This window comes from Actinomyces sp. Marseille-P3109, assembly GCF_900323545.1.
Taxonomy (GTDB): Bacteria; Actinomycetota; Actinomycetes; order Actinomycetales; family Actinomycetaceae; genus Actinomyces.
The window spans coordinates 1,369,162-1,395,373 of sequence record NZ_OOHN01000008.1 but is presented as its reverse complement, the minus strand read 5'-3'; the positions used below and the strand labels follow the sequence as shown (position 1 = coordinate 1,395,373).

20 protein-coding genes are annotated in these 26,212 nt (G+C 70.9%); 14 read left to right on the top strand and 6 right to left on the bottom strand.

Features of this window, described 5'->3' with window-relative positions; all coding sequences use genetic code 11:
- Positions 1-270 precede the first annotated feature (270 nt).
- Positions 271-1,296 (top strand): bifunctional riboflavin kinase/FAD synthetase, encoded by a 1,026-nt coding sequence (locus tag BQ8008_RS06295; protein WP_108833269.1) that lies wholly within the window; start codon positions 271-273, stop codon positions 1,294-1,296.
- Positions 1,297-1,516: 220 nt separating this feature from the next.
- Positions 1,517-1,786 (top strand): 30S ribosomal protein S15, encoded by a 270-nt coding sequence (gene rpsO, locus BQ8008_RS06290; protein ID WP_108833268.1) that lies wholly within the window; start codon positions 1,517-1,519, stop codon positions 1,784-1,786.
- Between the two features lie 98 nt (positions 1,787-1,884).
- Here the strand turns inward: rpsO and fucO are convergent, their stop codons facing one another.
- A complete protein-coding gene (gene fucO / locus BQ8008_RS06285) occupies positions 1,885-3,036 on the bottom strand; it encodes a lactaldehyde reductase (protein ID WP_108833267.1) in 1,152 nt (383 codons plus the stop codon).
- Between the two features lie 428 nt (positions 3,037-3,464).
- Here fucO and BQ8008_RS06280 point away from each other — a divergent pair, with 428 nt between their 5' ends.
- From BQ8008_RS06280 to dapB, 3 genes are all read left to right on the top strand, one after another.
- Positions 3,465-5,837, top strand: a complete 2,373-nt coding sequence (locus BQ8008_RS06280) for a polyribonucleotide nucleotidyltransferase (RefSeq protein WP_108833266.1) — start codon at positions 3,465-3,467, stop codon at positions 5,835-5,837.
- A 185-nt stretch (positions 5,838-6,022) separates the two neighbouring features.
- Positions 6,023-7,429, top strand: coding sequence for a M16 family metallopeptidase (locus BQ8008_RS06275; RefSeq protein WP_108833265.1), 1,407 nt, complete (start codon positions 6,023-6,025; stop codon positions 7,427-7,429).
- A gap of 95 nt (positions 7,430-7,524) precedes the next feature.
- Positions 7,525-8,277: a 4-hydroxy-tetrahydrodipicolinate reductase gene (gene dapB / locus BQ8008_RS06270; RefSeq protein WP_108833264.1), complete on the top strand. Its 753-nt coding sequence runs from the start codon at positions 7,525-7,527 to the stop codon at positions 8,275-8,277.
- Between the two features lie 53 nt (positions 8,278-8,330).
- Here the strand turns inward: dapB and BQ8008_RS06265 are convergent, their stop codons facing one another.
- Complete coding sequence (locus BQ8008_RS06265) at positions 8,331-9,092, bottom strand: GNAT family N-acetyltransferase (RefSeq protein WP_108833263.1); 762 nt, start codon at positions 9,090-9,092, stop codon at positions 8,331-8,333.
- 119 nt (positions 9,093-9,211) lie between these two features.
- On the opposite strand from BQ8008_RS06265, the gene dapA reads away from it, so the two are divergent.
- Positions 9,212-10,111, top strand: coding sequence for a 4-hydroxy-tetrahydrodipicolinate synthase (gene dapA / locus BQ8008_RS06260; protein ID WP_108833262.1), 900 nt, complete (start codon positions 9,212-9,214; stop codon positions 10,109-10,111).
- A gap of 20 nt (positions 10,112-10,131) precedes the next feature.
- Positions 10,132-10,578, top strand: coding sequence for a pyrimidine dimer DNA glycosylase/endonuclease V (locus tag BQ8008_RS06255; RefSeq protein ID WP_199907947.1), 447 nt, complete (start codon positions 10,132-10,134; stop codon positions 10,576-10,578).
- A gap of 28 nt (positions 10,579-10,606) precedes the next feature.
- Here BQ8008_RS06255 and BQ8008_RS06250 read toward each other — a convergent pair whose 3' ends face one another.
- The 3 genes from BQ8008_RS06250 to BQ8008_RS06240 all read right to left on the bottom strand — a co-directional run bounded on the left by BQ8008_RS06250 (position 10,607) and on the right by BQ8008_RS06240 (position 17,235).
- Positions 10,607-12,394, bottom strand: a complete 1,788-nt coding sequence (locus BQ8008_RS06250) for an AMP-binding protein (protein ID WP_108833261.1) — start codon at positions 12,392-12,394, stop codon at positions 10,607-10,609.
- Between the two features lie 71 nt (positions 12,395-12,465).
- Positions 12,466-14,397, bottom strand: a complete 1,932-nt coding sequence (locus tag BQ8008_RS06245) for an AMP-binding protein (RefSeq protein WP_234415260.1) — start codon at positions 14,395-14,397, stop codon at positions 12,466-12,468.
- A 159-nt stretch (positions 14,398-14,556) separates the two neighbouring features.
- On the bottom strand, positions 14,557-17,235 hold the full coding sequence (locus tag BQ8008_RS06240) for a HelD family protein (protein ID WP_108833260.1): 2,679 nt from the start codon (positions 17,233-17,235) through the stop codon (positions 14,557-14,559).
- Positions 17,236-17,679: 444 nt separating this feature from the next.
- Between BQ8008_RS06240 and BQ8008_RS06235 the strand changes: the two genes are divergently transcribed.
- Positions 17,680-18,618, top strand: a complete 939-nt coding sequence (locus tag BQ8008_RS06235; RefSeq protein ID WP_108833259.1) for a PAC2 family protein — start codon at positions 17,680-17,682, stop codon at positions 18,616-18,618.
- A gap of 30 nt (positions 18,619-18,648) precedes the next feature.
- Here BQ8008_RS06235 and BQ8008_RS06230 read toward each other — a convergent pair whose 3' ends face one another.
- On the bottom strand, positions 18,649-19,425 hold the full coding sequence (locus tag BQ8008_RS06230; protein WP_108834736.1) for a spermidine synthase: 777 nt from the start codon (positions 19,423-19,425) through the stop codon (positions 18,649-18,651).
- A gap of 195 nt (positions 19,426-19,620) precedes the next feature.
- Between BQ8008_RS06230 and dinB the strand changes: the two genes are divergently transcribed.
- From dinB to BQ8008_RS06200, 6 genes are all read left to right on the top strand, one after another.
- Entirely contained in the window at positions 19,621-20,874 is a 1,254-nt protein-coding gene (gene dinB, locus BQ8008_RS06225) for a DNA polymerase IV (protein WP_108833258.1), read from the top strand.
- Between the two features lie 158 nt (positions 20,875-21,032).
- The gene (locus tag BQ8008_RS06220; RefSeq protein WP_108833257.1) at positions 21,033-21,443 is read left to right on the top strand and encodes a DUF3040 domain-containing protein; all 411 of its coding nucleotides are present in this window, start codon (positions 21,033-21,035) and stop codon (positions 21,441-21,443) included.
- A 526-nt stretch (positions 21,444-21,969) separates the two neighbouring features.
- On the top strand, positions 21,970-22,401 hold the full coding sequence (mraZ, locus tag BQ8008_RS06215; protein WP_108833256.1) for a division/cell wall cluster transcriptional repressor MraZ: 432 nt from the start codon (positions 21,970-21,972) through the stop codon (positions 22,399-22,401).
- Between the two features lie 321 nt (positions 22,402-22,722).
- Entirely contained in the window at positions 22,723-23,826 is a 1,104-nt protein-coding gene (rsmH, locus tag BQ8008_RS06210) for a 16S rRNA (cytosine(1402)-N(4))-methyltransferase RsmH (protein WP_108833255.1), read from the top strand.
- Positions 23,827-23,893: 67 nt separating this feature from the next.
- The gene (locus BQ8008_RS06205; protein WP_108833254.1) at positions 23,894-24,358 is read left to right on the top strand and encodes a hypothetical protein; all 465 of its coding nucleotides are present in this window, start codon (positions 23,894-23,896) and stop codon (positions 24,356-24,358) included.
- A gap of 6 nt (positions 24,359-24,364) precedes the next feature.
- Complete coding sequence (locus BQ8008_RS06200; RefSeq protein ID WP_108833253.1) at positions 24,365-26,164, top strand: peptidoglycan D,D-transpeptidase FtsI family protein; 1,800 nt, start codon at positions 24,365-24,367, stop codon at positions 26,162-26,164.
- Positions 26,165-26,212: the final 48 nt, after the last annotated feature.

Below are 26,212 nucleotides of genomic sequence, written 5' to 3'. Positions count from 1 at the left end.
TTTCTCTCCGGTCTCTGTGTCTCTTTCTCGGTCACGGGATCGGTTTCGAGGTGAACCGACCGTCGGTCGATACCGAGAATAGACTGACGGTCGGTTTGCGTCAAGGCGTGTCTGCGGCGATGAGGTCGCGCCCGAAGGCGCGACCGTGGCAGGGTTGTCCCGCACAAGCAGCCTTCCCCGACCTGTCTGTGCAGGTCGGGAGCGTGCGGATAAGGACGCAGGTAGGGACGCGATGCGTCCCGCGAGGAGACGAGAGCAGGGATATCGGCAGTGGAGGTCTGGTACGGCGCCGAGCAGGTGCCAGCGAGCCTGAGCGCGCCGGGTGGAGTGGGTTCCGTGGTCACCATGGGGATCTTCGACGGCGTCCACCGCGGACACCAAGCGGTCCTGGGGCGTGTCGTCGAGCTCTCCCACGAGCTCGCCTGCGACGGCAAGCGGCCTCTGGCTGTTGCGGTCACCTTCGACCCGCATCCCCGCAGTGTCCATCAGCCGGAGGTGGATCTGCCCCTCATCACCTCCCTGACCGACCGTCTGGCCTCCCTCAAGGACCTCGGTCTCGATGCGGTCCTGGTCATCACCTACACCCTCGACTTCGCCTCCCAGAGCCCGCAGGACTTCGTGCGCACCTGGCTGGAGGAGCTTCTCGGGGCTCGCGCGGTTGTCGTCGGCGACGATGTGCGCTTCGGGTGCCGCAACTCCGGCGACGCCGCCACGTTGGAGCAGATTGGTCGGGGTGACGGCTTCAAGGTGGAGATCATCTCCAAGATCCGCTCGGACGAGGGCAGGCGCTGGTCGTCGACCTGGATCCGCCAGTGCCTCAAGGACGGGAACATGGGGCAGGCCAGCCAGGTCCTGGGCCGTCCCCACCGCCTGCGCGGGGTCGTCGTGCGGGGTCTGCGCCGCGGGCGCGAGCTCGGGTTCCCCACCGCCAACCTGGAGGCGGCCACCGCCGGAGTCGTGCCGCCCGACGGCGTCTACGCCGGCTGGCTGGTGCGCGGCAGCGGCGCCGACGGGGGCGGACAACGGCTGCCGGCCGCGATCTCCATCGGCACCAACCCCACCTTTGACGACGTGCCCCAGCGCACGGTCGAGGCCCACGTCCTGGGGCGAGCCGACCTCAACCTCTACGGCGAGGAGGTCGGGATTGAGCTCGTCGAGCGCCTGCGCCCCATGCTCGCCTTCGACGGATTGGAGCCGCTCCTGGTCCAGATGCGCGCCGACATCGAGGACACCGCCCGGATCCTGGGCGTCCCGGTCCCCGATCCGATCCGCCCGGAGGACGTCACCGCCCAGTAGCCCTGGCCGTCGAGCTGGAGCCTCTGGGGTGTGCTTGCCGTCGGAGCGGCGCCGTCGTATCCCGGTTCTGCCGCGGAACTGTGCCGATTCGCACAGCATCCGGAGTGATCGGCGGGCGGTGGCGCTGGTAGGGTTGGCGGGCCGTCGATCGGCCACGGATACCTCATGCCCGGGAGAACCTGCCCCGGCGCTCCGTGCAACGAGACCCGAAGGAGTCCGCATGTCGGTTAGCCCCGAGCGCAAGCAAGAGATCATCGCCGAGTACGCCACCCACGAGGGTGACACGGGCTCCCCGGAGGTTCAGGTCGCCATCCTCACGGAGCGCATCTCCAACCTCACCGAGCACTTCAAGGGCCACACCCACGACCACCACTCGCGTCGTGGCCTCTACCTGCTCATCGGTAAGCGCCGTCGCCTCCTCGACTACCTCATGAAGGAGGACATCGAGCGCTACCGTGCCCTCATCGCCCGCCTCGGCATCCGCCGCTGAGCGCGCTGGCAGCCGCGAGCCGTGCGGCCCGGCTCCCCGGAAACGGGGGTCGGGCCGCACGGCGTGTCGAGGAGAGCCTTCACCTCTCCTGGGCGCGATTACAGCAGTGAGGTGTAGAGCGCCTTGATGTCCTCGCGGGTCGCGGGGCGCGGGTTTCCCGGCGTGCACACGTCGGCGAAGGCATCGTCGGTCAGGGCCTCGATGCCGTCGGGTCCCACCCCGACCTCGGAGATCCGCGTGGGGTTGCCCAGGTCCCGCGTCAGTTGGGCGACGGCCTCCACGGCTGCGGCGCGTGCCTCGTCAAGCGGCATCGTCCGGGCACCGGAGACCCCGAAGGCCTCGGCGATGTCGCGGTACTTCTCCCCGGTGTACTCGGCGTTGAAGGCCATGACAGGGGCCAGCAGGATCCCGTTGGCCACCCCGTGCGGGGCGTTGTAGCGCCCGCCCAGCGGGTGGGCCATACCGTGGACCAGGCCGAGCCCGACGTTGGAGTAGGCCATGCCGTTGATGTAGGCGGCCAGCCCCATCTGCTCGACGGCGTCGGCGTCCCCGTCGGCCGCGGCGCGCAGGTTCGCCGCGATCATCTGGATCGAGCGCAGGCACAGGGCGTCGGAGAGCTCCCACGCGCCCGGTGTGATGTAGCCCTCGATGGCGTGGGTGAGGGCGTCCAGCCCGGTGGCGACCTTGAGCGAGCGGGGCATGCCGTCCATGAGGTCGGGGTCCACGATGGCCAGGACCGGGATGTCGTGGGGATCGACGCACACGAACTTGCGCTGCTTGGCGGTGTCGGTGATGACGTAGTTGATGGTGGTCTCGCTGGCCGTGCCCGCGGTGGTGGGCACGCCGATGATCGGCACGCCCGGCCTGGTGGTGGGGGACAGGCCCTCCAGGCTCAGCACGTCCTCGAAGTCGGGGTTGGTGGCGATGACCGAGATCGCCTTGCACGTGTCCTGGGGCGAGCCTCCACCCAGACCGATGAGCACGTCGGTGCCCGAGGCACGGAAGGCGGCCAGGCCGGCCTGGACCTTCTCGATCGGCGGGTTGGGGGCGACGTCGGAGAAGATCTCCCAGCCGATGCCGGCCTGATCGAGCAGGTCGGTGATGCGGGTCGCGGTGCCGTTGTCGGCCAGGACGGGATCGGTGACGATGAAGGCCTTGGACAGGCCCCGGCGGGTGATCTCGGGGGCGATGTGGGCGATGGCGCCCCTGCCGAAGTAGCCGGTCTGGTTGAAAATCATGCGGTGGGTCATCGTTGACGCTCCTGAAGAGAGGTGGGACGGGACAATTTGTCCGGTCATTGCCCGACACCTTGTCACGCAGGCGGGGACGCGGTCCAGAATCGAAGGTCCCGCGCGTCTCATCTCACGTGGCGAGCGGCGGTGCCGATCGGCATCATGAAGGCCGCACGCGATAGAATCTGCGCGGCTGCGCCTCCGTGTGCTCATCACGGCTCTTCGATGCTCTCCTGAGCGTGAGAACCGGTGAGGAGCGCGGGGGAGTCGCAGTCCACCTCTGGGAAGAGACCCGGAGAGCTACCGGCCCCGTCGGTTTTCGGTGGTGGCCTCCGGAACCGCGCCCACGCCGTCGGATCATGGCGACCCGACGACGGACGAGGCCGGGTCCGTGGGCCTCGATCGAAGGCCACGGACCGGCACGACGATCGCGAGAAAGAGACTTCATGTTCATTGACGACCCCGAGGTCACCGCCGCCGAGGCAGTGATCGACAATGGCTCCTTCGGCAAGCGCGTGGTGCGCTTCGAGACGGGCCGCCTGGCCAAGCAGGCCGCTGGAAGCGCCATGGCCTACCTCGACGGCGAGACCGCCGTCCTGTCCGCCACCACGGTGGGCAAGCACCCCAAGGACCAGTTCGACTTCTTCCCCCTGACCGTGGACGTCGAGGAGCGCCAGTACGCCGCCGGCCGCATCCCCGGCTCCTTCTTCCGCCGCGAGGGCCGCGCCGGCACCGCCGCCATCCTGGCCTGCCGCCTCATCGACCGCCCGCTGCGCCCCTCCTTCGTCAAGGGCCTGCGCAACGAGGTCCAGGTCGTCGAGACCGTCCTGGCCATCCACCCCGACGACGACTACGACGTCCTGGCCATCAACGCCGCCTCGATGTCCACCCAGATCGCCGGCCTGCCCTTCTCCGGGCCCGTTGCCGGCACCCGCCTGGCCCTCATCGACGGGCACTGGGTGGCCTTCCCCCGTTACTCCGAGCTGCAGCGCGCCACCTTCCAGATGGTCGTGGCCGGCCGCGTCCTGGAGTCCGATGACGTCGCCATCATGATGGTCGAGGCCGGCGCCACCGAGCACGCCTGGGAGCTCATCAACGCCGGGGCCGTCGCCCCCACCGAGGCCGTCGTCGCTGAGGGCCTGGAGGCCGCCAAGCCCCACATCAAGGCCCTGTGCGAGGCCCAGCTCGAGGTCGCCCAGCACGCCTCGAAGCCCACCGCCGAGTTCCCCCTCTTCCTGGACTACTCCGACGAGCAGTACGACGCCGTCGAGAAGGCCGCCGAGGCCCACGGCCTGGCTGCCGCCATCGCCACCGAGGGCAAGCAGGCCCGGGACCTGGCCACTGACGCCGTACGCGACGAGGTCCTGGCCGAGCTCGCCGAGTCCTTCCCCACCGAGGAGGACACCAAGGCCCTCAAGGCCGCTTTCCGCTCCGTGACCAAGAAGCTGGTGCGCCACCGCACCCTCACCGATGGCGTGCGCATGGACGGTCGCGGCCTGAAGGACATCCGCACCCTGGCCGCCGAGGTCGAGGTCCTGCCCCGCGTCCACGGCTCGGCCATCTTCGAGCGAGGCGAGACCCAGATCCTGGGCGTGACCACGCTCAACATGCTGCGCATGGAGCAGCAGCTGGACGACCTCTCCCCGGTCACCCACAAGCGCTACATGCACAACTACAACTTCCCGCCCTTCTCCACTGGTGAGACCGGTCGCGTGGGCGCCCCCAAGCGCCGCGAGATCGGCCACGGCAACCTGGCCGAGCGGGCCCTGGTGCCCGTCCTGCCCGCCCGCGAGGACTTCCCCTACGCGATCCGCCAGGTCTCCGAGGCCCTGGGCTCCAACGGCTCGACCTCCATGGGCTCGGTGTGCGCCTCCACGCTCTCACTGCTCAACGCCGGTGTCCCGCTGCGTGCGCCCGTCGCCGGTATCGCCATGGGCCTCATGCACGAGGTCATCGACGGCGAGACCAAGTGGGCCACCCTCACCGACATCCTCGGCTCCGAGGACGCCTTCGGGGACATGGACTTCAAGGTCGCCGGAACCCGCGACTTCATCACGGCCCTTCAGCTGGACACCAAGCTCGACGGTCTGCCCTCCGAGGTGCTGGCCGGCGCGCTCGGTCAGGCCCGCGACGCCCGCCTGTTCATCCTCGACGTCCTGGCCCAGGCCATCGACGCCCCTGACGAGATGGCCCCCACGGCCCCGCGCGTCCTGGCTGTGCGTATCCCGGTGGACAAGATCGGCGAGGTCATCGGCCCCAAGGGCAAGATGATCAACCAGATCCAGGAGGACACCGGCGCGGACCTCACGGTCGAGGACGACGGCACCGTCTACATCGGCGCCTCAGACGGCCCCTCGGCCGAGGCCGCCCGCGACGCCGTCAACGCCATCGCCAACCCGCAGATGCCCGAGATCGGCGAGCGCTTCGTGGGCACCGTGGTCAAGACCACGACCTTCGGCGCCTTCGTCTCCCTGACCCCCGGTAAGGACGGTCTGCTCCACATCTCCCAGATCCGCCGGCTCGTCGGTGGCAAGCGCGTGGAGAACGTCGAGGACGTCCTGAACGTGGGTGATAAGGTCCAGGTCGAGCTGGCCGAGATCGACCAGCGCGGCAAGCTGAGCCTGCACGCGGTCCTCACCGACGAGCAGCTCGCCGCCGAGGCCGAGGGCGAGGTGGCCCGGAAGGCCTCCCGCGAGAACGGTCCGCGCCGCGAGCGTGAGAGCCGTGAGAGCAGGGACGGCGACGGCGAGCAGCCCCGCCGTGAGCGCCGTCCGCGTCGTCGTCGGATGCGCAGCGCTGACTCCTCCGAGGAGGAATGAGACCCGTTCAGCGGCGCTAGCCGACTGACGCATCTCCGCGGTGTCCCCGTTCGGTCCCCTGGGCCGGGCGGGGACACCGTCGTCATCGGGGGAGCTCGTTCGCTGCGCGCGGCAGGGTGCGGCCGGGTAGGGGAACGACAGTGGGCCCCGGAGCCCGTTAGTCTTCGCGGGTGACCAACCCAGACATGCGACCCGGCTCAGCCCGGCCGGCGGCCTCTCAGCCCTCCTCGATCCCCACGACCGGGGAGCCCTCGAGCCCGACCGACTATGCCGAGGTGGAGCTCGGGCGCGGGCGGCCCGGCCGCGATAGCACCGAGCTGACCCTGCACGACGACGGGGCACTCACCCGCCGCTCCGTCCTTCCCGGTGGGGTGCGGGTCATCACCGAGTCGGTGCCGGGGCTGCGCTCGGCCTCGATCGGCATGTGGTTCGGTGTCGGCAGCCGGGACGAGGTCCCGGGGCAGGAGGGCTCCACCCACTTCCTGGAGCACCTGCTGTTCAAGGGCACCGCCACGCGCGACGCGCACGATATCGCCGAGGCCTTCGACATGATCGGTGGGGAGTCTAACGCCGCCACATCCAAGGAGCACACCTCCTACTACGCCCGTGTGCTCGCCCCTGACGGCATGCAGGCCCTTGACTTGCTCGCCGACATGGTGACCTCCTCGCGCCTGGAGCCGACCGATGTCGAGACCGAACGCGGCGTCATCGTCTCAGAGCTCGCCGACGCCGCTGACGACCCCGCTGACGTCGCCCAGGAGGCCTTCGCCCGCGCCGCCTTCGGCGAGGACACGCCGCTGGGCCGCCCCATCGGCGGCACCAATGAGACCGTCACCGCCGTGCCGCGCGACGCCGTGTGGGAGCACTACAGGCGCACCTACGCCTCCGACACCCTCGTGGTGGCCGCCGCCGGCGCCGTCGACCACGACGAGGTATGCGAGCGGGTCCTGGCCGACCTGGCCGCCGCCGGCTGGGACGCCTCATCCGATGCCGTCCCGCGTGAGCGGCGCTTCGAGATCGAGCCCTTCACGGCCCTGGACGTCCACGACATCACCGTCCCGCGTGAGAGCGAGCAGAGCCACCTGTACCTGACCTGTCAGGGCATCGCCGTGCGCGATGAGCGGCGCTGGGCGATGAGCGTGCTCACCACCATCCTGGGCGGAGGCATGTCCTCGCGCCTGTTCCAGGAGGTGCGCGAGAAGCGCGGCCTGGCCTACACCACCTACGCCTTCGACACCTCCTACGCTGGTGCCGGCGCCTTCGGGCTCTACGCGGGCTGCGCCCCCGGTGACGTCGACGAGGTGTGCGCCGTCATGATCGGCGAGTTCGAGAAGCTCGCCGAGAGCGGGGTCACCGAGCGGGAGATGATGCGCGCCCGCGGCCAGCTGCGCGGTGCCATGGTGCTCGGGGGAGAGGACTCCCTGGCGCGCATGGGGCGCCTGGGGCGCGCCGAGGTCGTTACCGGGCGCCTGCGCTCCATGGAGGACAACCTGCGCCGTCTGGAGGCCGTGACTTCCGAGGAGGTTCGTGAGATGGCCGCCTGGCTGGTGGAGCAGAAGCGCGCCCGCATCCTCGTGGGCCCGGCCGATTGACGATGCTGCCAGCTCAGGCACTCGGCTACCGGGCCCGGTGTCAGGAAGGCGGCCTTGACCCCCGTGGTGGACGGGAGAGTCGCTAGGGTGGGGCCATGACGATTCGTGTAGCTGTTGTGGGCGCCGCCGGGCGCATGGGATCGACCGTCTGCCAGGCGGTCCAGGACGCCGAGGGCCTTGAGCTCGTGGCCCGCCTGGACGTGGGGGACACCCTTGACGCCGAGCACCTGGCGGGCGCCGACGTCGCCGTCGACTTCACCGTTCCCAGCGTCACCGAGGCCAATGTCCATGCCCTCCTCGACGCCGGGGTGGATGTCGTCGTCGGAACCACTGGCTGGAACGAGGAGTCCTACGGGCGCGTCCGCGAGCACCTGGCCCGGCCCGAGGCCGCCGGCCGCAGCGTCCTCATTGCCCCGAACTTCGCCCTGTCCGCCGTGCTGGCCATGAGCTTCGCCGCGAAGGCCGCCCCCTACTTCGAGTCCGCCGAGGTCATCGAGCTCCACCACCCGAACAAGGTCGACGCGCCCTCGGGCACCGCGGTCGCTACCGCCCAGGGCATCGCCGCCGCCCGCGCCGAGGCCGGCCTGGGCGCCATGCCGGACGCCACGCAGACCGACCCCGACGGCGCCCGCGGGGCCGTCGTCGACGGCGTCCACGTCCACGCCGTGCGCCTGCGGGGGCTGACCGCCCACGAGGAGGTCGTGCTCGGCAACCCCGGCGAGCAGCTGACCATTCGCACCGACTCCTTCGACCGGGCCTCCTTCATGCCCGGCGTGGTCCTGGCTGTGCGGCAGGTCTCCGGCCGGCCCGGCCTGACCATCGGCCTGGACGCCCTGCTCGACCTCTGAGTCGGGGGAGTGGGCGGGAACCGGTCGGGAGTCGGCCAGGGCTTGGTGAGGCGTTACAGCGAGGCCGCCCAGCAGTCCTCGGTGATGCCCTCGCCGACGCCGAGCACCCGGTGGGCCCCGGTGGGCGCCATGCCGACCGAGGTCAGGAGCCGGCTCACTGACTCGTCCCCGCGCACCGCCCAGGCCACCAGCGCCCTGGCGCCGTCCTGACGGGCCAGGTCCACGGCTGCCGCCAGGAGCCTGGATCCGTGTCCCCGGCGCTGGCTGTCGGGCTCCACCCCGAGGGCCGTGACCTCCACGGCCTGCACACCGGTCTCATCAACGCGGCCCTCGGCGTCCATGGACTGGGTGGGGGCCAGGCCCAGCAGACCCACCACCGTCCTGTCCGTGGAATCACTCTCGGCGGTGGTTGCCACCAAAACGTGGTGCTCGGGTGAGGGAGGCTCGGTCACGGCCGTCTCCCAGCCCGCCGCGATGACAGGAGCGGCGATCATCGCCCGCACGCCTTCGGGCAGTGGAGCGTCGTGCTCGGCGGTGTGACCGGCCTCCAGGGAGGCGAGCATGGTGGCGGACTGGACCTGCCCGATCGCCGCCAGGTCCTCCGCCCGGGCCGGGCGCACGAACCCCCCTGGTGCCTGGGGGTCGTCATGGTCATGCGGGTCGTGAGTGCCAGGGGAGTGCTGGTGCGGTGTGCGCGCGTCCAGGTCGGAGCCGAGTCTGGCCAGCGGATCGGCGCCCAGAACGGAGTCGTTCCGGCTGCTGGAGGGCGATGAAGGCGATGAGGACGATGCAGGCGAGGGCGTCGAGGAGGTCATGGACCGAGCCTAGGTGACGGCCCTGCCGGGTCCCTGAGCGCAGCCGGGAATGCAGACACTTATGCGACAGATCATGAGAAGGGGACCGTGGGAGGCGAGGTGCACGTTATGGTGGCGCCATGAGCAGCGCAGCCCCCTCCCGCAGCTTCGGTTCCGTCGGCGTCGCCATGGTCACCCCCTTCACGCCCAGCGGGGAGGTCGACCTCGACGCCGCCCGCGCCCTGGCGGTCAGCCTGGTCGACGACGGCGCCGACCTGATCCTCCTGTCGGGCACCACCGGTGAGTCCCCGACCACCCACACCCCCGAGAAGCAGGAGCTGATCCGCCAGGTCAAGGACGCCCTGGCCGGACGCGCTATGGTCATGGCCGGCGCTGGCTCCAACGACACCGCCCACGCGGTGCGCATCGGTGTGGCCTCCCAGGAGGCCGGTGCCGAGGGCCTGCTCATCAACGCCCCCTACTACAACCGCCCCAGCCAGGAGGGCGTCTACCAGCACATCAACGCCGTTGTCGAGGCCACTGACCTGCCCGTCATGGTTTACGACATCCCCGGGCGCACCGGCGTGAAGATCACCGAGGACACCCTGGCCCGTCTGGCAGAGAACCCCCGCGTCAAGGCCGTCAAGGACGCCACCGGCGACGTCGAGCAGGGCTTCCGCCGTATGGAGTCTACCGGCCTGGAGTACTACTCCGGCGACGACGGCCTCAACTTCGCCTGGCTCACCCACGGCGCCTCCGGCGTCATCTCCGTGGCCGCCCACGCCGATGCCCACTCCTGGCGCCAGATGATCGCCGCCGTCGACGCCGGCGACCTGGCCAGCGCCCGCACCCTCGCCCGGACGCTCCGCCCCCTGGTCCACGCCATCATGGGCGGCGGGCAGGGGGCCGTCATGGCCAAGGAGGCCCTGCACCTCCAAGGGCGCCTGCCCAGCCCCGCCCTGCGCCTTCCCCTGGTACGCGCCGAAGAGGCCGAGGTCGCCGCCCTGCGTGAGGTCCTGGCCGCCTCCGGGCTGCTCTAAGACCGGCAGGGCGCGCCGCCATGCGCATGTGGTCGCTTCACCCCTCCCACCTGGACCGCGCGGGCCTGGTGGCCTGCTGGCGGGAGTCCCTGCTGGCTCAGGCGGTCCTGGCCGGACGCACCCGCGGCTACCGCAACCATCCCCAGCTCGAGCGCTTCCGGGGTGTCCCGGCCCCGGCCACGCCCGCGGTGGCGGTGGGCGCCTACCTGTGGGGGCTGCGCGAGGAGGCCGTCCGGCGCGGCTACCGTTTCGACGCCTCGCGCATCGACGTGCCCGAGTCGGAATGCGCCGATGTCAGCCTGACGGTGACCGAGGGGCAGATGGACCTGGAGCGCAGCCACCTGGAGGCCAAGCTGGCCGGGCGTGCCCCGGATCTCCTTCCCCTGCCGGAGCGGCTTGAGGCGCACCCGATCTTCCGGGTGGTCCCCGGCGACGTCGAGCCCTGGGAGCGGGCGCTCGCCCCGTAGGCCTGCAGGCGTCCGGCTTCGCAGCCGTTCAGCTGCTTGAGCCGAGCACCCGCTCGCGTACGACGCGGCGCAGGATCTTGCCGATCTGGGAACGCGGCATCTCCTGGATGACCTCCAGGCGGTGCGGCAGCGCGTAACGCGGAACCATCCGCTCGGCGTGCTTCCGCACCGCCTCCAGGGTCACGGAACCCGGAGCGATCCCGTCAGCTAGGACGACGGCGGCGCAGACGAGCTCGCCTTTGGCGCCGTCGGGCAGCCCCACCACGGCGACGTCGGCCACGCCCTCCAGGGGGCGGATCGCGGCCTCCACCTGGCTGGGATAGACGTTGAAGCCGCCGGTGAGGATCAGCTCGCGCTTGCGGTCTGCCATCCACAGGAAGGAGTCCTCCCTGCGCACGATGTCGCCCGTGCGCAGCCACCCACCCGGCAGGATCGCGGCCTGCGTGGCCGCCTCATCCTCCCAGTAGCCGGCGAAGACCTGGGGGCCGCGCACCAGCAGCTCGCCCGGCTCGCCGTCGGGGACCTCTCGGGCGGGGTCCGGGTCCTCGGTGTCCACGACGCGCACGTCGGTGGAGGGGAACGGCAGTCCCAGCGCGCCCAGGCGGCGCGAGGGACCCATGGGGGTGCCCGCGACGATCGGGCTCGTCTCGGTCATGCCGTAGCCCTCGACGAAGAACCCGCCGGTCGCCTTCTCCCACCGGGCCCCGACTTCCGGCGGCATCGGGGCCGCCCCGCACACCCCGTAGCGCAGGGTGCGCAGGCTCGTGCCCCTCTTCTGAGCGCCGTCGAGGATGCGCTCGAACATGACCGGTACGCCGACGAAGAAGGTGAAGGGGCGGCGCTCGTGCGCGGCGAGCACCTGATCCACCGAGAACTTGGGCAGCATCACCTGGGTGGCGGCCTTCTGGACCGCGCAGAAGAGGTTGAAGGTCAGCCCGAAGGCGTGGAAGAAGGGCAGCAGGCACAAGAAGTTCTCCCCGCCCTCGTGCAGCATCGGCACCCAGGCGATGGCCTGGTTGGCGTTGGCCCGCAGGTTGGTGTGCGTGAGCATCGCCGCCTTGGGCGTGCCCGTTGTCCCGCCGGTGTGCAGCAGAACCGCGACGTCGGAACCGGCCGGGTAGGGGAAGCGCGAGGGGATCCGATGAGCACCGGCCACCTCCTTGTCCCAGGAGCGCACGCCGGTGGGAAGTCTCTCCGCCCGGAAAGCAGCCCTGTGCTGACGGGCCCGCTCCACCGGGAGGCGCAGCGCGGCGCGCAGACGCACCGGCATCGCAGCCGAGAGGTCCACGCTGAAGACCGTGCGACCCCTGAGAGGGTCGCCGCCGGCGCCCGGATCGCCGGCGCGGTCAGTGGCGAGATCTGTGACGAGCTCAACACCCTTCTCCCATACGATGACGACCTTCGCCCCGTGCGCGTCCAGCTGGGAGCGGATCTCCTCGGCGGGCGCCAGCGGGTTGTGCTCGGCCACGATCGCCCCGATGCGCAGCGCGCCGTAGAGCGCGATGGCGTGCTGCGGGCAGTTCGGCATGATGAGGGCCACCCGGTCGCCCTTGCGCACGCCCGAGGTCCGCAGCACCTGCGCCGCCCGCTCCGAGGCCTCCAGCAGCTCGCGGTAGGTCAATGCTGCACCCAGGAAGTCGATGGCGACCCGGTCCGGGTAGAAGCGCGCCGCGGTCGCCAGCAGCTCACTCAAGGGCGCGTCGGGAACCTCGATCGCCGCGGGAATCCCCGGCTGGTAGTGAGGGCGCAGGTAGTGGTGGTGGTCCTCGGTGGCCTGCTGCGGTGGGGCGCCGGTGTCGATAGTGCTGTTGCTCATGTCTATGGGATCGGATAGGGCTGTCGCTGGGTGTGGGAGGAGGCGGGAGCGGTGGTGACACAGGCCGGGGCTCAGCGAGGCGTCTTGTCATCCTTGCTGTCTGGCTGACCGTCGTCCTTGCGCTCGCCCCTGCCGGGAAAGTGCTCGACGATCGAGACGGCCGCCGCGGCCGCCGCCCCGGAGGCCGCCTCCCGGGCCGCCAGGAGCTCCTCGCGCACGACGCGCCGCAGCACCTTGCCGATCTGGGAGCGGGGCATCTCGGTCAGGATCGCGATCTGGCGCGGCAGGGCGTAGTTGGACAGGTTCTTGGCGGCCCACTCGCGCACCTGCTCCAGGGTGACCGTCTGGCCCTCCTTGGGCAGGATCGCGGCGACAACGGACTCGTTACCGGCCTCGGCCGGCAGCCCGACGACGGCGACGTCCTCCACCTGCGGCATCGAGCGGACCGCGGCCTCCACCTCCGTGGGGTAGATGTTGAAGCCCCCGGAGATGATGAGCTCCTTGCGGCGGTCGGCGATGACGTAGAAGCCGTCCTCCTCCTGGCGCACCAGGTCCCCCGTGCGCAGCCAGCCCCCGTCCAGCAGCGTCTCGGCGCTCTCCTCGGGGTTGTCCCAGTAGCCGGTGAAGACCTGGGGGCCACGAGCCAGCAGCTCGCCGACCTCACCGGGCGCCACCTCGCGCTCGACGTTCTCGGGGTCCACCAGCCGCACCTGCGTGGAGGGGTAGGGCACCCCCAGGGTGCCGGGCCTGCGTGCCGGCGAGATCGGGTTGCCCAGGATGATGGGGGAGGACTCGGTCATGCCGTAGCCCTCGATGATGGTGCCGCCGGTGGCCTCCTCCCAGGCCTGGGCAACGGCCAGCGGGTTGGGGGCCGCCCCGCACACGGCGATCTTGCAGGAGGACAGGTCGGCGCCCGTGGCCCGAGCCCGGGTCACCAGGCGGTCGAACATGACCGGCACCCCGGGGAAGAAGGTGGCCGGGCGCCGCTTCCAGGCGGACAGCACCAGGTCCGTCCCGAACTTGGGCAGCACCACCTGGGTGGCGGCCAGCCCCACCGCGCACAGCAGCGACAGGGACATGCCGAAGGCGTGGAAGAAGGGCAGGACGGCGTAGAAGGTCTCCTTGCCCACGCTCGTGGTGCGCGAGGCCCAGGCCAGCGACATCTCGGCGTTGGAGCGCAGGTTCTCGTGGGTGAGGCACACCGCCTTGGGCGTGCCCGTCGTCCCGCCGGTGTACAGCAGCGCGGCCGTGTCGGAGACGCCCGGCAGAGGGAATCCCGTGGCCAGGGGCGCGGCCGAGGCGGCCAGGTCGTCCCACGAGCGCACGCCGGCCGGAACCTTGCCGCGCAGCTCGTGGCGCTGGGTGCGGGCGGCGGCCACCGGCAGCCTCAGGGCCAGACGACTGCGCAGCGGCAGGTGACGGGACAGGTCCACCGAGTACACGCTCAGGCCTCCCAGGCCCGCCGCCTCCAGGGAGCCCACCGCCGCCACGAGGCGCTCAAGGCTCTTCTCCCAGGCGATGATGACGCGCCCGCGGTGGATGTGGAACTGCTCGCGCAGCTGGGCGGCCGGCGCCAGCGGGTTGTGCTCGGCGATGATCGCCCCGATGCGCCAGGCCGCGTAGGCCAGGACCACGTGCTGAGGACAGTTGGGCAGGATGAGACCGACGACGTCTCCTCGCCCGACCCCCAGCCCCCGCAGCGCCTCGGCTGCCCGGGCCACCTGGGTCTCCAGCTGGGAGTAGGTGGTGGTGGCACCCAGGAAGTCCAGGGCAACCCGGTCCGGGAAGTCCTGGGCGGCGTCGCGCAGCATGCAGGACAGGGGCTCGCTCACCTCGGCAACCGTGTCGGGGACCCCTGCGGCCCGGTAGACGGCGGTGAGAACCGTGTCCCGTGAGACGTCCGGGCCGGTCGCCGTCGCGGCGTCGCCGCCCTGACCAGGCTCGCCGCTGCGGCCGACGAGGTCGTCGGCCTCCTGGGATGCCGACGTGCGTGGAGCACTCATGGGTCTTCCCCCCTTGTCTGCCGTAAGCCCTCCCCTGCCGGGAGGGTCCCGCCCGCCGCGGGTGTCGCACGGCGCGACGGCGAGAGGTCAGGAGCAACCGTAACCTACGGTGGCGTAACCTGCGTGGTCACTGCCTCCGGCGGTCGTGTGCGATCGCGCTCACCGGATCTTGGCGCGAGCCTCAAGGCCATGCGGCAGAGGAAGACGGCTGAGCACCCGAAGGCGGCGCGTGGGCCGGGTCATCGCCACGTACAGATCACCCGGGCTGTGATCCCCGATCCGAGCCGGATCCACGAGCACGACGACGTCGAACTCCAGGCCCTTGGACAGGACCGGACTGACCACCAGCAGTCGCGAGCGCAGCACGTCCCCGCCCGGAGCCTCCATCGCCGCGGTCAGGGCCGGGTCCTGGCGCAGCAGCGCCTCGGTGCGGCGAGGCGAGGGGGAGATGACCGCGATGCGCCCGACGCCGGCGCCCACCTCCTGGTCAAGACGGGCTGCCTCCTGGGTCACGGCCTCGCGCAGAGCCCGGCCCCAGGCGCCGGAGTCACCGGCGGCCGAGCCATCCGGTGCCCGCGCCGCCGTGGCCTGCTCTCTCGCCACCTCAGTGATCTCAGTGATGTCGAGGCAGTCGGGCAGGTCGCGCACCGAGCGCACCGGGTAGACCGGCGGGTGACCCAGCTGCGTCACCGTCTCCTCGGCCACCTCCATGATCGTGGCCGGTGTGCGGTAGCAGACGCTCAGCGCCTCCTCACGCAGCGGTGTCGACCCGCCGCGCGAGCGCCCCGACTGCCTGCCCCGGCGGGAGCGCGAACGGGCCCGATGGCGGGACTGGGACCGGGAGCGTCCACCATCCTCAGCCGGCGCAGTCCCCAGAGCGGAGAGCACCTCGCCCCAGCTGTCCGGAGCGTGGGGCCCGGAGTACTGGGCCAGGTCACCCACCACCGTGAAGGATCGCACCGGGCAGCGGCGCGCCAGCGCCCGCCAGGCCATGGTGCCGAGCTCCTGGGCCTCGTCGACGACGACGTGCCCGTAGGTCCACGTCCGATCCGCCCGCGCCCGCTCGGCCAGGGTGAGGGTGGGGCCGCCCTGGGAGACCCGGTCGGCGAGCATCTCGGCACTGACCATTCCGTCACCCAGGTCCTGGGACTCGATCGCCTGGGCCGCGTAGGCAACCAGGTCCTCACGGCGCCGGGCCTCCAGCCGGGCGCGCCGCGCCTGGGCGTCCTCACTGGGGCCCAGCAGCTCGGCCAGCTCGTCAATGAGCGGGATGTCCGCTGCCGTCAGAGCGGCTCCCGGATCCCGGCGCAGTAACGCGCGCTCCTGCTCGCTCAAGGACGGCGCCACCTGCTCCAGGAGGGCGGGACGGCTCCACAGGCGCTCCAGCAGCCCCTCGGGCGTCGTCGGCATCCAGCACAGGTTGATCTCCCGGCGGGCGTCGCGGGCGGTGCGAATGTCCTCACGGATCCAGGCGCGCGTGTCGGCGTCCGAGGCGTCCTGGTTCGTGGCCGCCGCGTACTGGTCGGTCAAACGCTCCAGCAGCCACAGCACGAAGGCCTCCCGGGCCAGGTTGTGGGGCTTGCCGCCCCGGCGGGCCCGCGAGGCCGCCTCACGCACATCGCCGGGCTCCAGAGACAGGCGCACCCCCTGGACCTCGATCTCGCGCGGGGACTCGGGGACCCGCTGCAGGCCCCGCACCGCGCGCTCGAGGGCCTTGATCCACAGGGGGTGCCCCTTGATCTCGGCGATGCGGGCGTCCTCCTGAGCCGTGGCCCGCACACCCGGAATCAGATCACCGATCGTCGTGGAGACCACGCCCGTCTCGCCCAGGGAGGGCAGTACCTGCTCCACGTAGCGCAGGAAGGTCCGCGACGGCCCCACCAGCAGCACGCCGGAGCGCTCCAGGCGCTCGCGCTCGGAGTAGAACAGGTAGGCCACCCGGTGCAGCGCCACCGCCGTCTTGCCCGTTCCCGGGCCACCCTGGACCACGAGCACGCCCCGGCCCGATGAGGTGACGATTCGGTCCTGCTCGGCCTGGATCGTGGCCACGATGTCGCCCATCCGGCCGTCGCGGGCCGTGGACATCGCGGCGATGAGGGCCCCCTCGCCCTGGAGCTCCCCAGCGGCCACGGTGGCCCCCGATGAGCTCACCGCAGCCTCGTCGGCCTCCAGGGCGGTGAGGTCCAGGACCTCGTCCTCCACCCCGAGCACCTGCCGGGCCCGGGTGTCGATGTGCCGACGGCGCACCAGCCCCATGGGCTGGGAGGCCGTGGCCTGGTAGAAGGCCCGGGCCAGGGGAGCGCGCCAGTCCAGGATCACCTCACGGTGCTGAGCGTCCTGCAGTCCGATACGACCCACGTAGTGGCGCCGACCCCCGTCGGTCACCGGCGACGAGCTGCCCGCGCCCCGACCCGATCCGGGGAAGGACATCGAGGCGGCTACGGCTGTGGAGGCCGCAGATACCGTGTCTGCGGGTCGCGCCGTACCGTCCGAGTCGCCGGGCGCGCGACTCATGTCCATCCTCCCGAAGACCAGGCGGTCCTCAACTCCCTCCAGGGAGGAGACCAGTGACGAGTAGTGCACGGCGTAGGCGTCGCGCTCACCGCGCGACTGGTGGGTGCCGCTGACGCCCTGGGCCTCGGTGCGCGCCAGGGATCGGCGGGCCTGGGCCAGCTGCCGGTCCAGCTCGCTGTAGGCGAGGTCGACGACCTGCTGCTCACCGCGCAGCTCGCGCTCGCGGACGCTGCCCGCATCGTCTCCCGCATCATCCTCTGCCCGCTGGTGTGCCTGGGACTGCGGCGGGGGAGAGGGGATCGTCTGACTCACAAAGCCTCGCATCGATTCGGGTTCTGGTCGGCTGCCGCGTGCTGGCAGGTGCTGACACTGACTGACACTGACGGGTACTGGGGTCGGTGATGGCTTCAGTACGGTCGACCCATTATTCTCCTGCTGAGGCCTCGGTGGGGACGCCGAGGGCGAACACGTCACCCCAACCCGGTGCGGGCGGGAACATCGACAATCCAGAAGGTGTTGGCAGGAGTGCTGAGGACGCTAGCGGCCGTTCCCAGGTACTAGCCCGTACGAATCCTGGTAAAACGCCGAACCGCGTACTGGGCCCACGTCGCAAGACCGGGCCACGACCGAGTTGAGCATCGAACTGAGACCATTGCACGACACCTACACGACCCCTCCCGGCGCCGTCGGCCTCACCTGTCCCCGCAACAGGGCGGCAGGCGCGCAACGGGATAGGGCCGATCAGACCAGACAGGAGGAGACGGGCTCGTGAGACCACTGTTCACCATCCAGCACCCCGCGGATCAGCCGATCTCCCCGAGGGTCCTCATCCACCACTTCGAGGGCGCCATGGATGCCGGAAACGCCGGCGCCCTGGCCGTCGACCAGCTGCTCATGACGCTGCCCAGCGAGCGTCTGGCCACCTTCGACATCGATGCCCTTGTGGACTACCGCGCCCGGCGTCCCACGATGACCTTCGTCCACAACACCTACTCCTCGGTGGTCATGCCCGAGCTGGTCCTGGACCTCCTCCATGACGACGACGGCGAGGACCTCCTGCTGCTCCACGGCAGTGAGCCGGACTACCGCTGGGACGAGTTCGTCGGGGCCGTGGCGCACCTGTCGGTCTCCATGGGCGTGAGCCAGGCGATCGGCATGAGCGGCATCCCCATGGCCGTGCCCCACACCCGTCCGACCTACGTGCACCAGCACGGCAGCCAGCCGGACCTGCTGCCCACTCAGCCCGAGCTCTTCGGCCACGTCGAGCTGCCCGGCTCGATGTCGGCCTACCTCGAGCTGCGGCTGGGCGAGCTGGGCCTGGACTCGCGGGGGGTCTCGGCCGCGATCCCGCACTACGTCGCCCGTGACGAGTTCCCGCAGGGCGCCTCGGCGCTGCTGACTGCCGTCGTGCAGGCCACGGGCCTGGCGCTTCCGGTGGGGGACCTGGAGGCGGCCGCCAACATCAACCGCGCCGAGATCAACGCCGAGGCCGCCCAGCAGCCGGAGGTCAGCGCCGTCGTCTCCGCCCTGGAGGCCCAGTACGACGCCATGGCTCCCCGGATCGCCACCGGCGAGGTCGACACCGCCGCGCCCGTCTTCGACCTTCCCAGCGCTGATGAGATCGGTGCCCGCCTGGAGGCCTTTCTGGAGGCCAACGACTCCGGCGACCTGGGGACCCAGGGCTGGAACTCCGGCCGCGGGGGCTGAGCGGGCGGATGGCTCGGCCGCCTGGCGCCTCTAGCTGGTCTGGCCGCTCTCCGGGCGCGGTACCGCGGCGTCATCGGGGGACCAGGTGCGCACCGGCAGCGGCAGGCGGCGCACCGCGCGCTCGATCTCCTCGTACTCCCCGGCCGTGAAAGGCTCCCGGCGGGCCACCAGCACCAGGTTGCCCCGGCGCCTGCCGCGCACCGCGGCCGGATCGGCGACGATCACCAGACCGGAGGCATCACCCTGAAGCGCCTCGGCGAGCGCCTCGATCTCGGCTCCTGCCTGGGCGCGAGGCGTGGAGGGGGTGTTGATCAGCAGGACGCCACCGGGTGTCAGCGCCTCCAGGCACGCGGTGAGGAACTCCCGGCTCCGGCAGGCGGCCGGCACGCTGCCGCCATTGAACACGTCCCGCACGACGACGTCCCACTGACCGGGCCGCAGCCCTGAGACCACCTCGGCCGCGTCACCGACCCGGATGCGCAGCCTGGGGGAGCGGGGCAGGTCGAACCAGGTACGTACCTGATGCGCCAGGATCTCGTCGATCTCGACGGCGAGCTGCTGGGATCCGGGGCGCGTCACGTCCCAGGCCCTGGCCAGGGCACAGCCCGCCCCGCCCAGGTGGAGCGCCTTGACGGGGCTGCTCTCACCGCGCTGCGCAGCCAGCACCGCATCCATCTGCTGGTGGTACTCGAAGTCCAGGTGGGCCGGATCACGCAGGTCCAGGAAGGATGACTCCGCGCCGTCCAGGAGCAGGAGAACACCGGTGTCGCGCGCCATGAGCTCGGCCGTGGCGAAGGACGTCCGCACCTGCCCGGTGGGCAGGCCGCTGAGCACCGGGGCATCGCGGGCCCTGCGTTTACGTGTCACAGGGTCACGGTAGCCTGGGAGGCACTGAGAGAGGCATAGCCGATCTCAGCCGGCCGTTGTCGGGCAGGACGTCGCCGTGCGTCCAGCAGGTCGGAGACGCCGGGATGCCGGCGGGAGAGCCCCGAGGAGGTGGAGATGAGCAGGGCGCCTCGTTCCCAGGCGGCGCGCCGCTCCTGGGGGGATGACGACTCCGCCGTGCCCATCATCCACGTCGACATGGACGCCTTCTTCGCCTCGGTCGAGCTCCTCGAGCACCCTGAGCTGGTCGGTCGTCCCGTCATCGTCGGTGGTAGAGACGGCCGGGGAGTCGTCTCGGCGGCCTCCTACGAGGCCCGTGCTTTCGGCGTCTCCTCGGCGATGTCCATGGCCGAGGCCTCCCGGCGCTGTCCCCAGGCGGTCGTGCTTCCTGTGCGCCACGGCCGTTACTCCCAGGTCTCGGCCCAGGTGATGTCCGTCCTGGCGGAGATCACCCCCGTCCTGGAGAAGGTGAGCATCGATGAGGCCTTCCTGGACGTGACCGGGGCCCGGCGCCGGATGGGCTCCCCGGTGACGATCGGCAGGTGGATCCGTTCGGAGATCCGCCGGCGCGTGGGTGTGCCGGCCTCGGTGGGAATCGCCTCCACCAAGTTCGTCGCCAAGCTGGCCTCGTCCCACGCCAAGCCCGACGGCCTGCTCCTCGTCCCGGCCCACACCACCCAGGACTTCCTCAACCTGCTGCCGGTCGGGGCGCTGTGGGGCGTGGGCGCCAGGACCCAGGAGGTCCTCACCCGGTGGGGCATCAACGACGTACGCACCCTGGCGGCCACCGACGTGCGCCACCTGGAGAAGATCCTCGGCCGGGCCGCCGGGCGCCACCTGCACGAGCTGTCGCACGGTATCGATCCCCGCAGGGTGGAGCCGGTGCGCGAGGAGAAGTCGGTGGGCACTGAGACGACCTTCTTCGACACCGTCACTGACAGGGAGCACGCCCGGCGGGTCCTGCTGGACCAGACCCACCAGTGCGCCGCCCGCCTGCGGGCGGGGGACCTGCGGTGCCGCGTCGTCGTCCTCAAGGCCAGAGGGGCCGACTTCACCACCGTCACCCGCTCGCGCACCCTGGCGGTTCCCACCGACCTCGCCCGCGACATCTGGGAGATCGTCGCCGCGCTCTTCTCCGCTCTGCCTTCGCCGGCAGGTGGCTTCCGGCTCCTGGGCGTGCGGGTCGAAGGGCTCCTGCGCCCCGACGACGGCGTCCAGCTCCTCCTGGACGAGGATCCCCGGCGCGGTGCCTCGGAGCGCGCCGCCGACGCCGTGCGCCGCAGATGGGGTAGTAACGCGCTGGCACCGGCCAGCCTCCTGGGAGACGGTGGCGGATCCGCCCGGGAAGCTCACCGTGAGGCTGAGGGGTAGTGAGTGCGACCGGTCAGCTCCCGAACGACTCGGTCGGTCCCAGCAGGCCCCGGCCAATCCGAGCCAATGCGGCCCACGAGTTTCTTCTGAGCCCCCACAACGCCTATCCTGGCAACCACGGCGCAGATCCCCGGCCCCGCCCGGAAGCAAGGAGCATGATGGCACTGTCAGAGCGAGAGCAGCAGGTCCTGCGGGACCTGGAGTCGCAGCTCCACGCGGACGACCCCGACCTGGCGCAGACGCTTCAGCGCGAGGAGCGTCGGCTCTCGCGTCCCTCCCCCCGCCATATCGGCGGAGGAGTGGCCCTGGTCCTCATCGGGCTGGCACTGCTGATCGCCGGGGTCTCGGTGCGCCACAACCTCGTGTCCATCCTGCTGGGTGTGGCGGGCTTCCTGGTGGCTGTCGGAGGGGTTGCCCTCGCCCTGACCCGGGTCGAGGCCTCCGGCTCGCGCGGGTCCGCAGCCGGCGCTGGCAGGCCTGGCCGGGACGGGAGGGGAAAGAAGAAGCGTTCCTCCTTCATGGACCGTCAGTCCGAGCGTTGGGAGCGGCGCCGCGACTCCGAGGACTGATCTCCTTCAGCCGCCCGCCCGTCTGTCCCTCGTCCTCCCCTTCCCAGCAGACGGCCTCGTCAAGCCGGATCCCCACTTCCCTCCACCTCCACCTTCCACCACTCTCTCGACAGGTCCTGGCCCCGGCGCTCACCAGCCCGGGACAGGACCTGAGTTCGTGCGGGCTTGAGCAGCACCCCGGTAGGGCGCAGAAGGGCTTCGCGGGTCTTCCCGCAGATCTCCGCTGGAGTCTCCTGGAGCCGTCAACCTGCGTGCAGGCCGAGTGGAGCCTGCTTTTTTCCTGTGGATCCACCACGCCGAGGAGGTCGTGGTGAACACCTCCCCCCACTCGTCCTCCACTCCCCTCCACCACGCCTGAGGCTGCTGGGAATTCCCGTCATTTCAACGAAGACTGGTGCTGGTGCCGGACTGTGGTCGGGTTGCTGATGCGCAGTTGTGATGCGCTCGCAGGTGAGGGGTGGGAGAAAAGGGAGGGAAGTGGAGTAGGGTGGGGTGCACGGGATCGCCGAGGGGAAGGAGGTGGCTCATGTTCCTGGGGACGCATGCACCCAAGCTGGACGAGAAGGGCCGTCTCATCCTCCCGGCGAAGTTCCGTGAGGAGCTTGCGGGCGGAGTGGTCCTGACCCGAGGTCAGGAGCACTGCCTGTACGCCTTCACCGCCGCCGAGTTCGAGCGCATGTACGCCCAGCTGCGCGAGGCCCCCCTCGCCCAGAAGCAGGCGCGCGACTACGTGCGCGTCATGCTCTCGGGGGCGGACTCCCAGATCCCGGACAAGCAGGGGCGCATCACGCTCCCTGCGCCTCTGAGGGCCTACGCGGGCCTGAAGAAGGACCTGGCCGTGATCGGGGCCGGGGCCCGGGTGGAGATCTGGGACGCCGAGGCCTGGAGCACCTACCTGACCGCCCAGGAACAGGTCTTCGCCGACACGGCCGAGGAGATCATCCCCGGCTTCTTCTGAGCGGGTCTCTCACCCGACCCCCACTAGAACTGAATACCGCGGACCGCACGTAGGCGCCATCACGGCGCTGGTGAGCCATCTCGTGAGGTCTCCGCCCGATGCCGCGTCCGACGCCTCTTCCCCGGCGCCGGAACCACGGGAGGAGTCCTGGCGAGATGGCCACCGCCCGGCCCGCGTACCGATGTCGAGGACGAGCGTCCGCCCCGTCATGGACCACGGGCGGCGACTTCTCGAAGGCTCTCGAGCCACCCAGAACCAGACATGTCAACCAGACAGGCCCAGGACGCAGTGCCGGGCAGGCTCCAGGAAGGAGGACGCCGCATGGCCAGTCCCCAGACGCAGTCGGCCGCTGCTGACGCCGCCGGCAGGCACGAGCCGGTACTCCTTCAGCGCTGCCTGGACCTGCTCGCCCCCGCTGTGGAGAGCGTTGCTGAGAGTATCAGTGGGGGAACCGCAGCGACGCCGGTCATGATCGACTGCACCCTGGGCATGGGGGGTCACACCGAGGCCGCGCTCGAGCGCTTCCCGGCTCTGCGCGTCGTGGGTATCGACCGCGACCCCGAGGCGATCGCGCTGGCCTCGGCGCGCCTGGAGCGCTTCGGTGACCGCTTCACCGCGGTCCAGTCCACCTACGACGCCGTGAACCGGGCGGCCCGCGAGCACTCCACCAACGCCGAGGGGACGGTGGACGCCATCCTCATGGACCTGGGAGTCTCCTCCCTCCAGCTCGATGAGGCCTCGCGGGGCTTCTCCTACGCCCGTCCCGCGCCCCTCGACATGCGCATGGACCAGGGCTCGGGGCGCACCGCCCAGGACCTGCTGGAGACCTCCAGCGCCACCGAGCTCACCCACATCCTGCGCACCTACGGCGAGGAGCGCTTCGCCTCGCGCATCGCCTCCGCCGTCGTGCGTCGCCGCGAGGCCGGTGAGCCGGTCACCAGCACGCAGGAGCTGGCCGAGCTCGTCCGCCAGGCCGTTCCGGCAGCGGCGCGGCGCAGCGGCGGACACCCCGCCAAACGGACCTTCCAGGCGCTGCGCGTCGCCGTCAACGCCGAGCTCGACGTCCTGGAGCGGACTGTGCCGCGGGCACTCAACAGCCTGCGGGTCGGAGGACGCCTCGTGGTGGAGTCCTACCAGTCGCTGGAGGACCGCATCGTCAAGCGGGCCCTGGCCCACGGGGCCACCTCCCGGGCCCCGCAGGACCTGCCGGTCGTGCCCGAGGCGGACCGCCCCTACCTCCAGCTGCTCACCAGCGGCGCGGAGAAGGCCGATGCCCGCGAGCTCGACCACAACCCCCGCTCCGCCCCGGTCCGGCTGCGCGCAGCCGTGCGTCTGCGCCCGGCCGACCAGGCCCCGGCACCGGAAGCGGCCCATACCGGACGACGTAGCCAGTCGCCTCACCGGCGGACGCGCCAGAACCCGTAGTCCTCCATCAGCACCCATCCTCCATCAGTTCAGATCAGTTCAACGACACCACAGGGAAGGAACATCGATGAGCGCCACCGCCACTGCTCGAGTCACCCGCCCGATCACGACGCGGCGCACCGCCCAGGCAAGTGGTTCCACCGGCACCCAGGGACGCACCGAGGCCGGTTCCGTCTCACGTCCCCAGCTGCGCGTCATCAGCGGCGCCTCCCGGGCGACGTCGTCCTCTCTGCCCTTCCTCACGCTCATCATCATGGTGCTGGCCGGCGCTCTCGTCGCCTCCATGCTCCTCAACGCCAAGATGGCTGATACCGCCTACCGGATGAAGGAGAAGCAGGTCCAGCTCAACGTCGCCGAGGACCACGTCGAGACTCTGCGCACCCAGGTCCAGGAGGCCTCGGCGCCCGACGCCCTGGCCGTCCGCGCCAAGGACCTGGGCATGGTTCCCGCGGCCGCCCCCGGAGTCATCGACGTCGAGAAGGGCCAGCTCACCGAGGGCACCCCCGCCCAGGCCCCCAAGGCTGGGAAGTAGGCGCTGGTGAACCCCTCGCGTCGTCAGATGCTCCGGGCCGGAGGGCTGCTGATGTTCACGGCCCTGGCCGGACGCACCGTCTACGTCCAGGCGGTCGAAGGGCCGGAGCTGGCCGCCAAGGCCAAGGCCGAGCGCACGGTCTCCTGGGTCAACCGGGCCCCCCGGGGAGACATCACCGGAAGAGACGGCACGGTCCTGGCCTCGTCGGCGGTCAGCTACGACGTCGGCGTCAACCAGCCCGTCATCGCCCAGTACGAGCACACCGAGATGCGGCCCAACGAGTCCACCGGAGTCAACGAGAAGGTCGTCGTCGGCTACGGGGCGGCGGCGGTCGCCGCTCAGCTCGCCCCGATCCTCGACGTCGATCCCCTCGAGCTCGGGGCCAAGCTCGTGGGCGAGCGGACCTACGAGGTCATCGCTCAGGAGGTCGCCCCCGACACCTGGCGCAAGATCAAGGCCCTGGACATCCCCGGGGTCGAGCCCGACCAGCGCACCCGACGCACCTACCCGGCCGGGACCGTGGCCGGCAACGTCCTGGGCTTCACCCATGAGGGCGAGCACAACCGCGAGCTCATCGGGGCCGCAGGGCTGGAGCTCACCCAGAACAAGGTCCTCGCCGGCGTCGACGGCAGGGGCAGCGAGGAGATCGGACGCAGCGGCGTCATCATCCCCACCGGCGAGCAGGAGGACAAGCCCGCCAGGCGGGGCGCCACGGTGCGCACCACCCTCAACCCGGACCTGCAGTCCATCGCTCAGGAGACCATCGACCGCACGGTCGCCGCCCAGCACGCCGACTGGGGCATCGTCATGGCCATGGAGCCGAGCACGGGCAAGGTCGTCGTCCTGGCCGACTCCAACTCCGTCGACCCCTCCAACCCGTCGGCGACCTCGGAGGAGAACCGCACCGCCCGCAGCGTCCAGGCCATCTTCGAGCCCGGAAGCGTCGGCAAGGTCGTCACCTTCGCCACCGCCCTGGAGGAGGGTGCGGTCAAGCCCGAGGACACGTGGACCATCCCCTACACCTGGACCTCGGCCAGCGGACAGACCTTCAAGGACGCCCACGAGCACGACACCCAGACGCTGAACACCGCCGGGGTCCTGGCCGAGTCCTCCAACGTCGGCACCGTCCAGATCGGGGAGAAGGTCTCCGACGACGTCCGCTACGACTACATGAAGCGCTTCGGCTGGGGTCAGGCCACGGGCATCGAGATGCCCGCCGAGTCCGACGGGATCATCTACCCGCCCAGCTCCTGGGACGACCGCACCCGCTACACCACGATGTTCGGTCAGGGCGTGGCCGGAACCACCCTCCAGTCCCTCCAGGTGCTGGCCACCGTCGCCAACAAGGGCGTGCGCGTGGCCCCGCGCATCATCGACGCCTGGATCGACGCCGACGGCAAGGAGACCCCCCAGACCCGCCCCGAGGGGGTGCGGGTGATCTCCGAGTCCACCGCCAAGACCCTCACCGAGATGCTCGTGGGCGTCACCCAGGAGGGCGGCACCGCCGAGTCCGCCTCCATCAACGGCTATCTGGTGGCAGGCAAGACCGGAACCACCGAGATCCTCACCGACGACTCCACCGTGGCCTCCTTCGTCGGCTTCCTGCCGGCACGCGACCCGGTCCTGGCCATCGCCGTCATCGTCCACCGGCCCGAGGGCATCTTCGGAGGCACCGTCGCCGCCCCCGTCTTCCGGGAGGTGGCGCTGGCCGCCATGCAGGCGCTCAACATCGCCCCGGACCCGAACGTCGTGGCCGCCCAGGCCGCGCGCAACGGAGCCGGTGGGGAGCGGGACGCGAGCCAGTGAGGTCCCCCATGAGATAGACGATCGTGACCACCAGCACCCCGGCGAAGT

What these genes read in the sequence shown, in the direction of transcription:
- BQ8008_RS06220 (WP_108833257.1), top strand. Translation starts at nt 21,033, where the DNA reads ATGGCACTGTCAGAGCGAGAGCAGCAGGTCCTGCGGGACCTGGAGTCG.
- BQ8008_RS06255 (WP_199907947.1), top strand. Translation starts at nt 10,132, where the DNA reads ATGCGCATGTGGTCGCTTCACCCCTCCCACCTGGACCGCGCGGGCCTG.
- fucO (WP_108833267.1), bottom strand. Translation starts at nt 3,036, where the DNA reads ATGACCCACCGCATGATTTTCAACCAGACCGGCTACTTCGGCAGGGGC.
- BQ8008_RS06275 (WP_108833265.1), top strand. Translation starts at nt 6,023, where the DNA reads ATGCGACCCGGCTCAGCCCGGCCGGCGGCCTCTCAGCCCTCCTCGATC.
- dapA (WP_108833262.1), top strand. Translation starts at nt 9,212, where the DNA reads ATGAGCAGCGCAGCCCCCTCCCGCAGCTTCGGTTCCGTCGGCGTCGCC.
- BQ8008_RS06265 (WP_108833263.1), bottom strand. Translation starts at nt 9,092, where the DNA reads ATGACCTCCTCGACGCCCTCGCCTGCATCGTCCTCATCGCCTTCATCG.
- dinB (WP_108833258.1), top strand. Translation starts at nt 19,621, where the DNA reads ATGAGCAGGGCGCCTCGTTCCCAGGCGGCGCGCCGCTCCTGGGGGGAT.
- BQ8008_RS06245 (WP_234415260.1), bottom strand. Translation starts at nt 14,397, where the DNA reads ATGAGTGCTCCACGCACGTCGGCATCCCAGGAGGCCGACGACCTCGTC.
- rsmH (WP_108833255.1), top strand. Translation starts at nt 22,723, where the DNA reads ATGGCCAGTCCCCAGACGCAGTCGGCCGCTGCTGACGCCGCCGGCAGG.
- BQ8008_RS06205 (WP_108833254.1), top strand. Translation starts at nt 23,894, where the DNA reads ATGAGCGCCACCGCCACTGCTCGAGTCACCCGCCCGATCACGACGCGG.
- dapB (WP_108833264.1), top strand. Translation starts at nt 7,525, where the DNA reads ATGACGATTCGTGTAGCTGTTGTGGGCGCCGCCGGGCGCATGGGATCG.
- BQ8008_RS06280 (WP_108833266.1), top strand. Translation starts at nt 3,465, where the DNA reads ATGTTCATTGACGACCCCGAGGTCACCGCCGCCGAGGCAGTGATCGAC.
- rpsO (WP_108833268.1), top strand. Translation starts at nt 1,517, where the DNA reads ATGTCGGTTAGCCCCGAGCGCAAGCAAGAGATCATCGCCGAGTACGCC.
- BQ8008_RS06250 (WP_108833261.1), bottom strand. Translation starts at nt 12,394, where the DNA reads ATGAGCAACAGCACTATCGACACCGGCGCCCCACCGCAGCAGGCCACC.
- mraZ (WP_108833256.1), top strand. Translation starts at nt 21,970, where the DNA reads ATGTTCCTGGGGACGCATGCACCCAAGCTGGACGAGAAGGGCCGTCTC.
- BQ8008_RS06240 (WP_108833260.1), bottom strand. Translation starts at nt 17,235, where the DNA reads ATGCGAGGCTTTGTGAGTCAGACGATCCCCTCTCCCCCGCCGCAGTCC.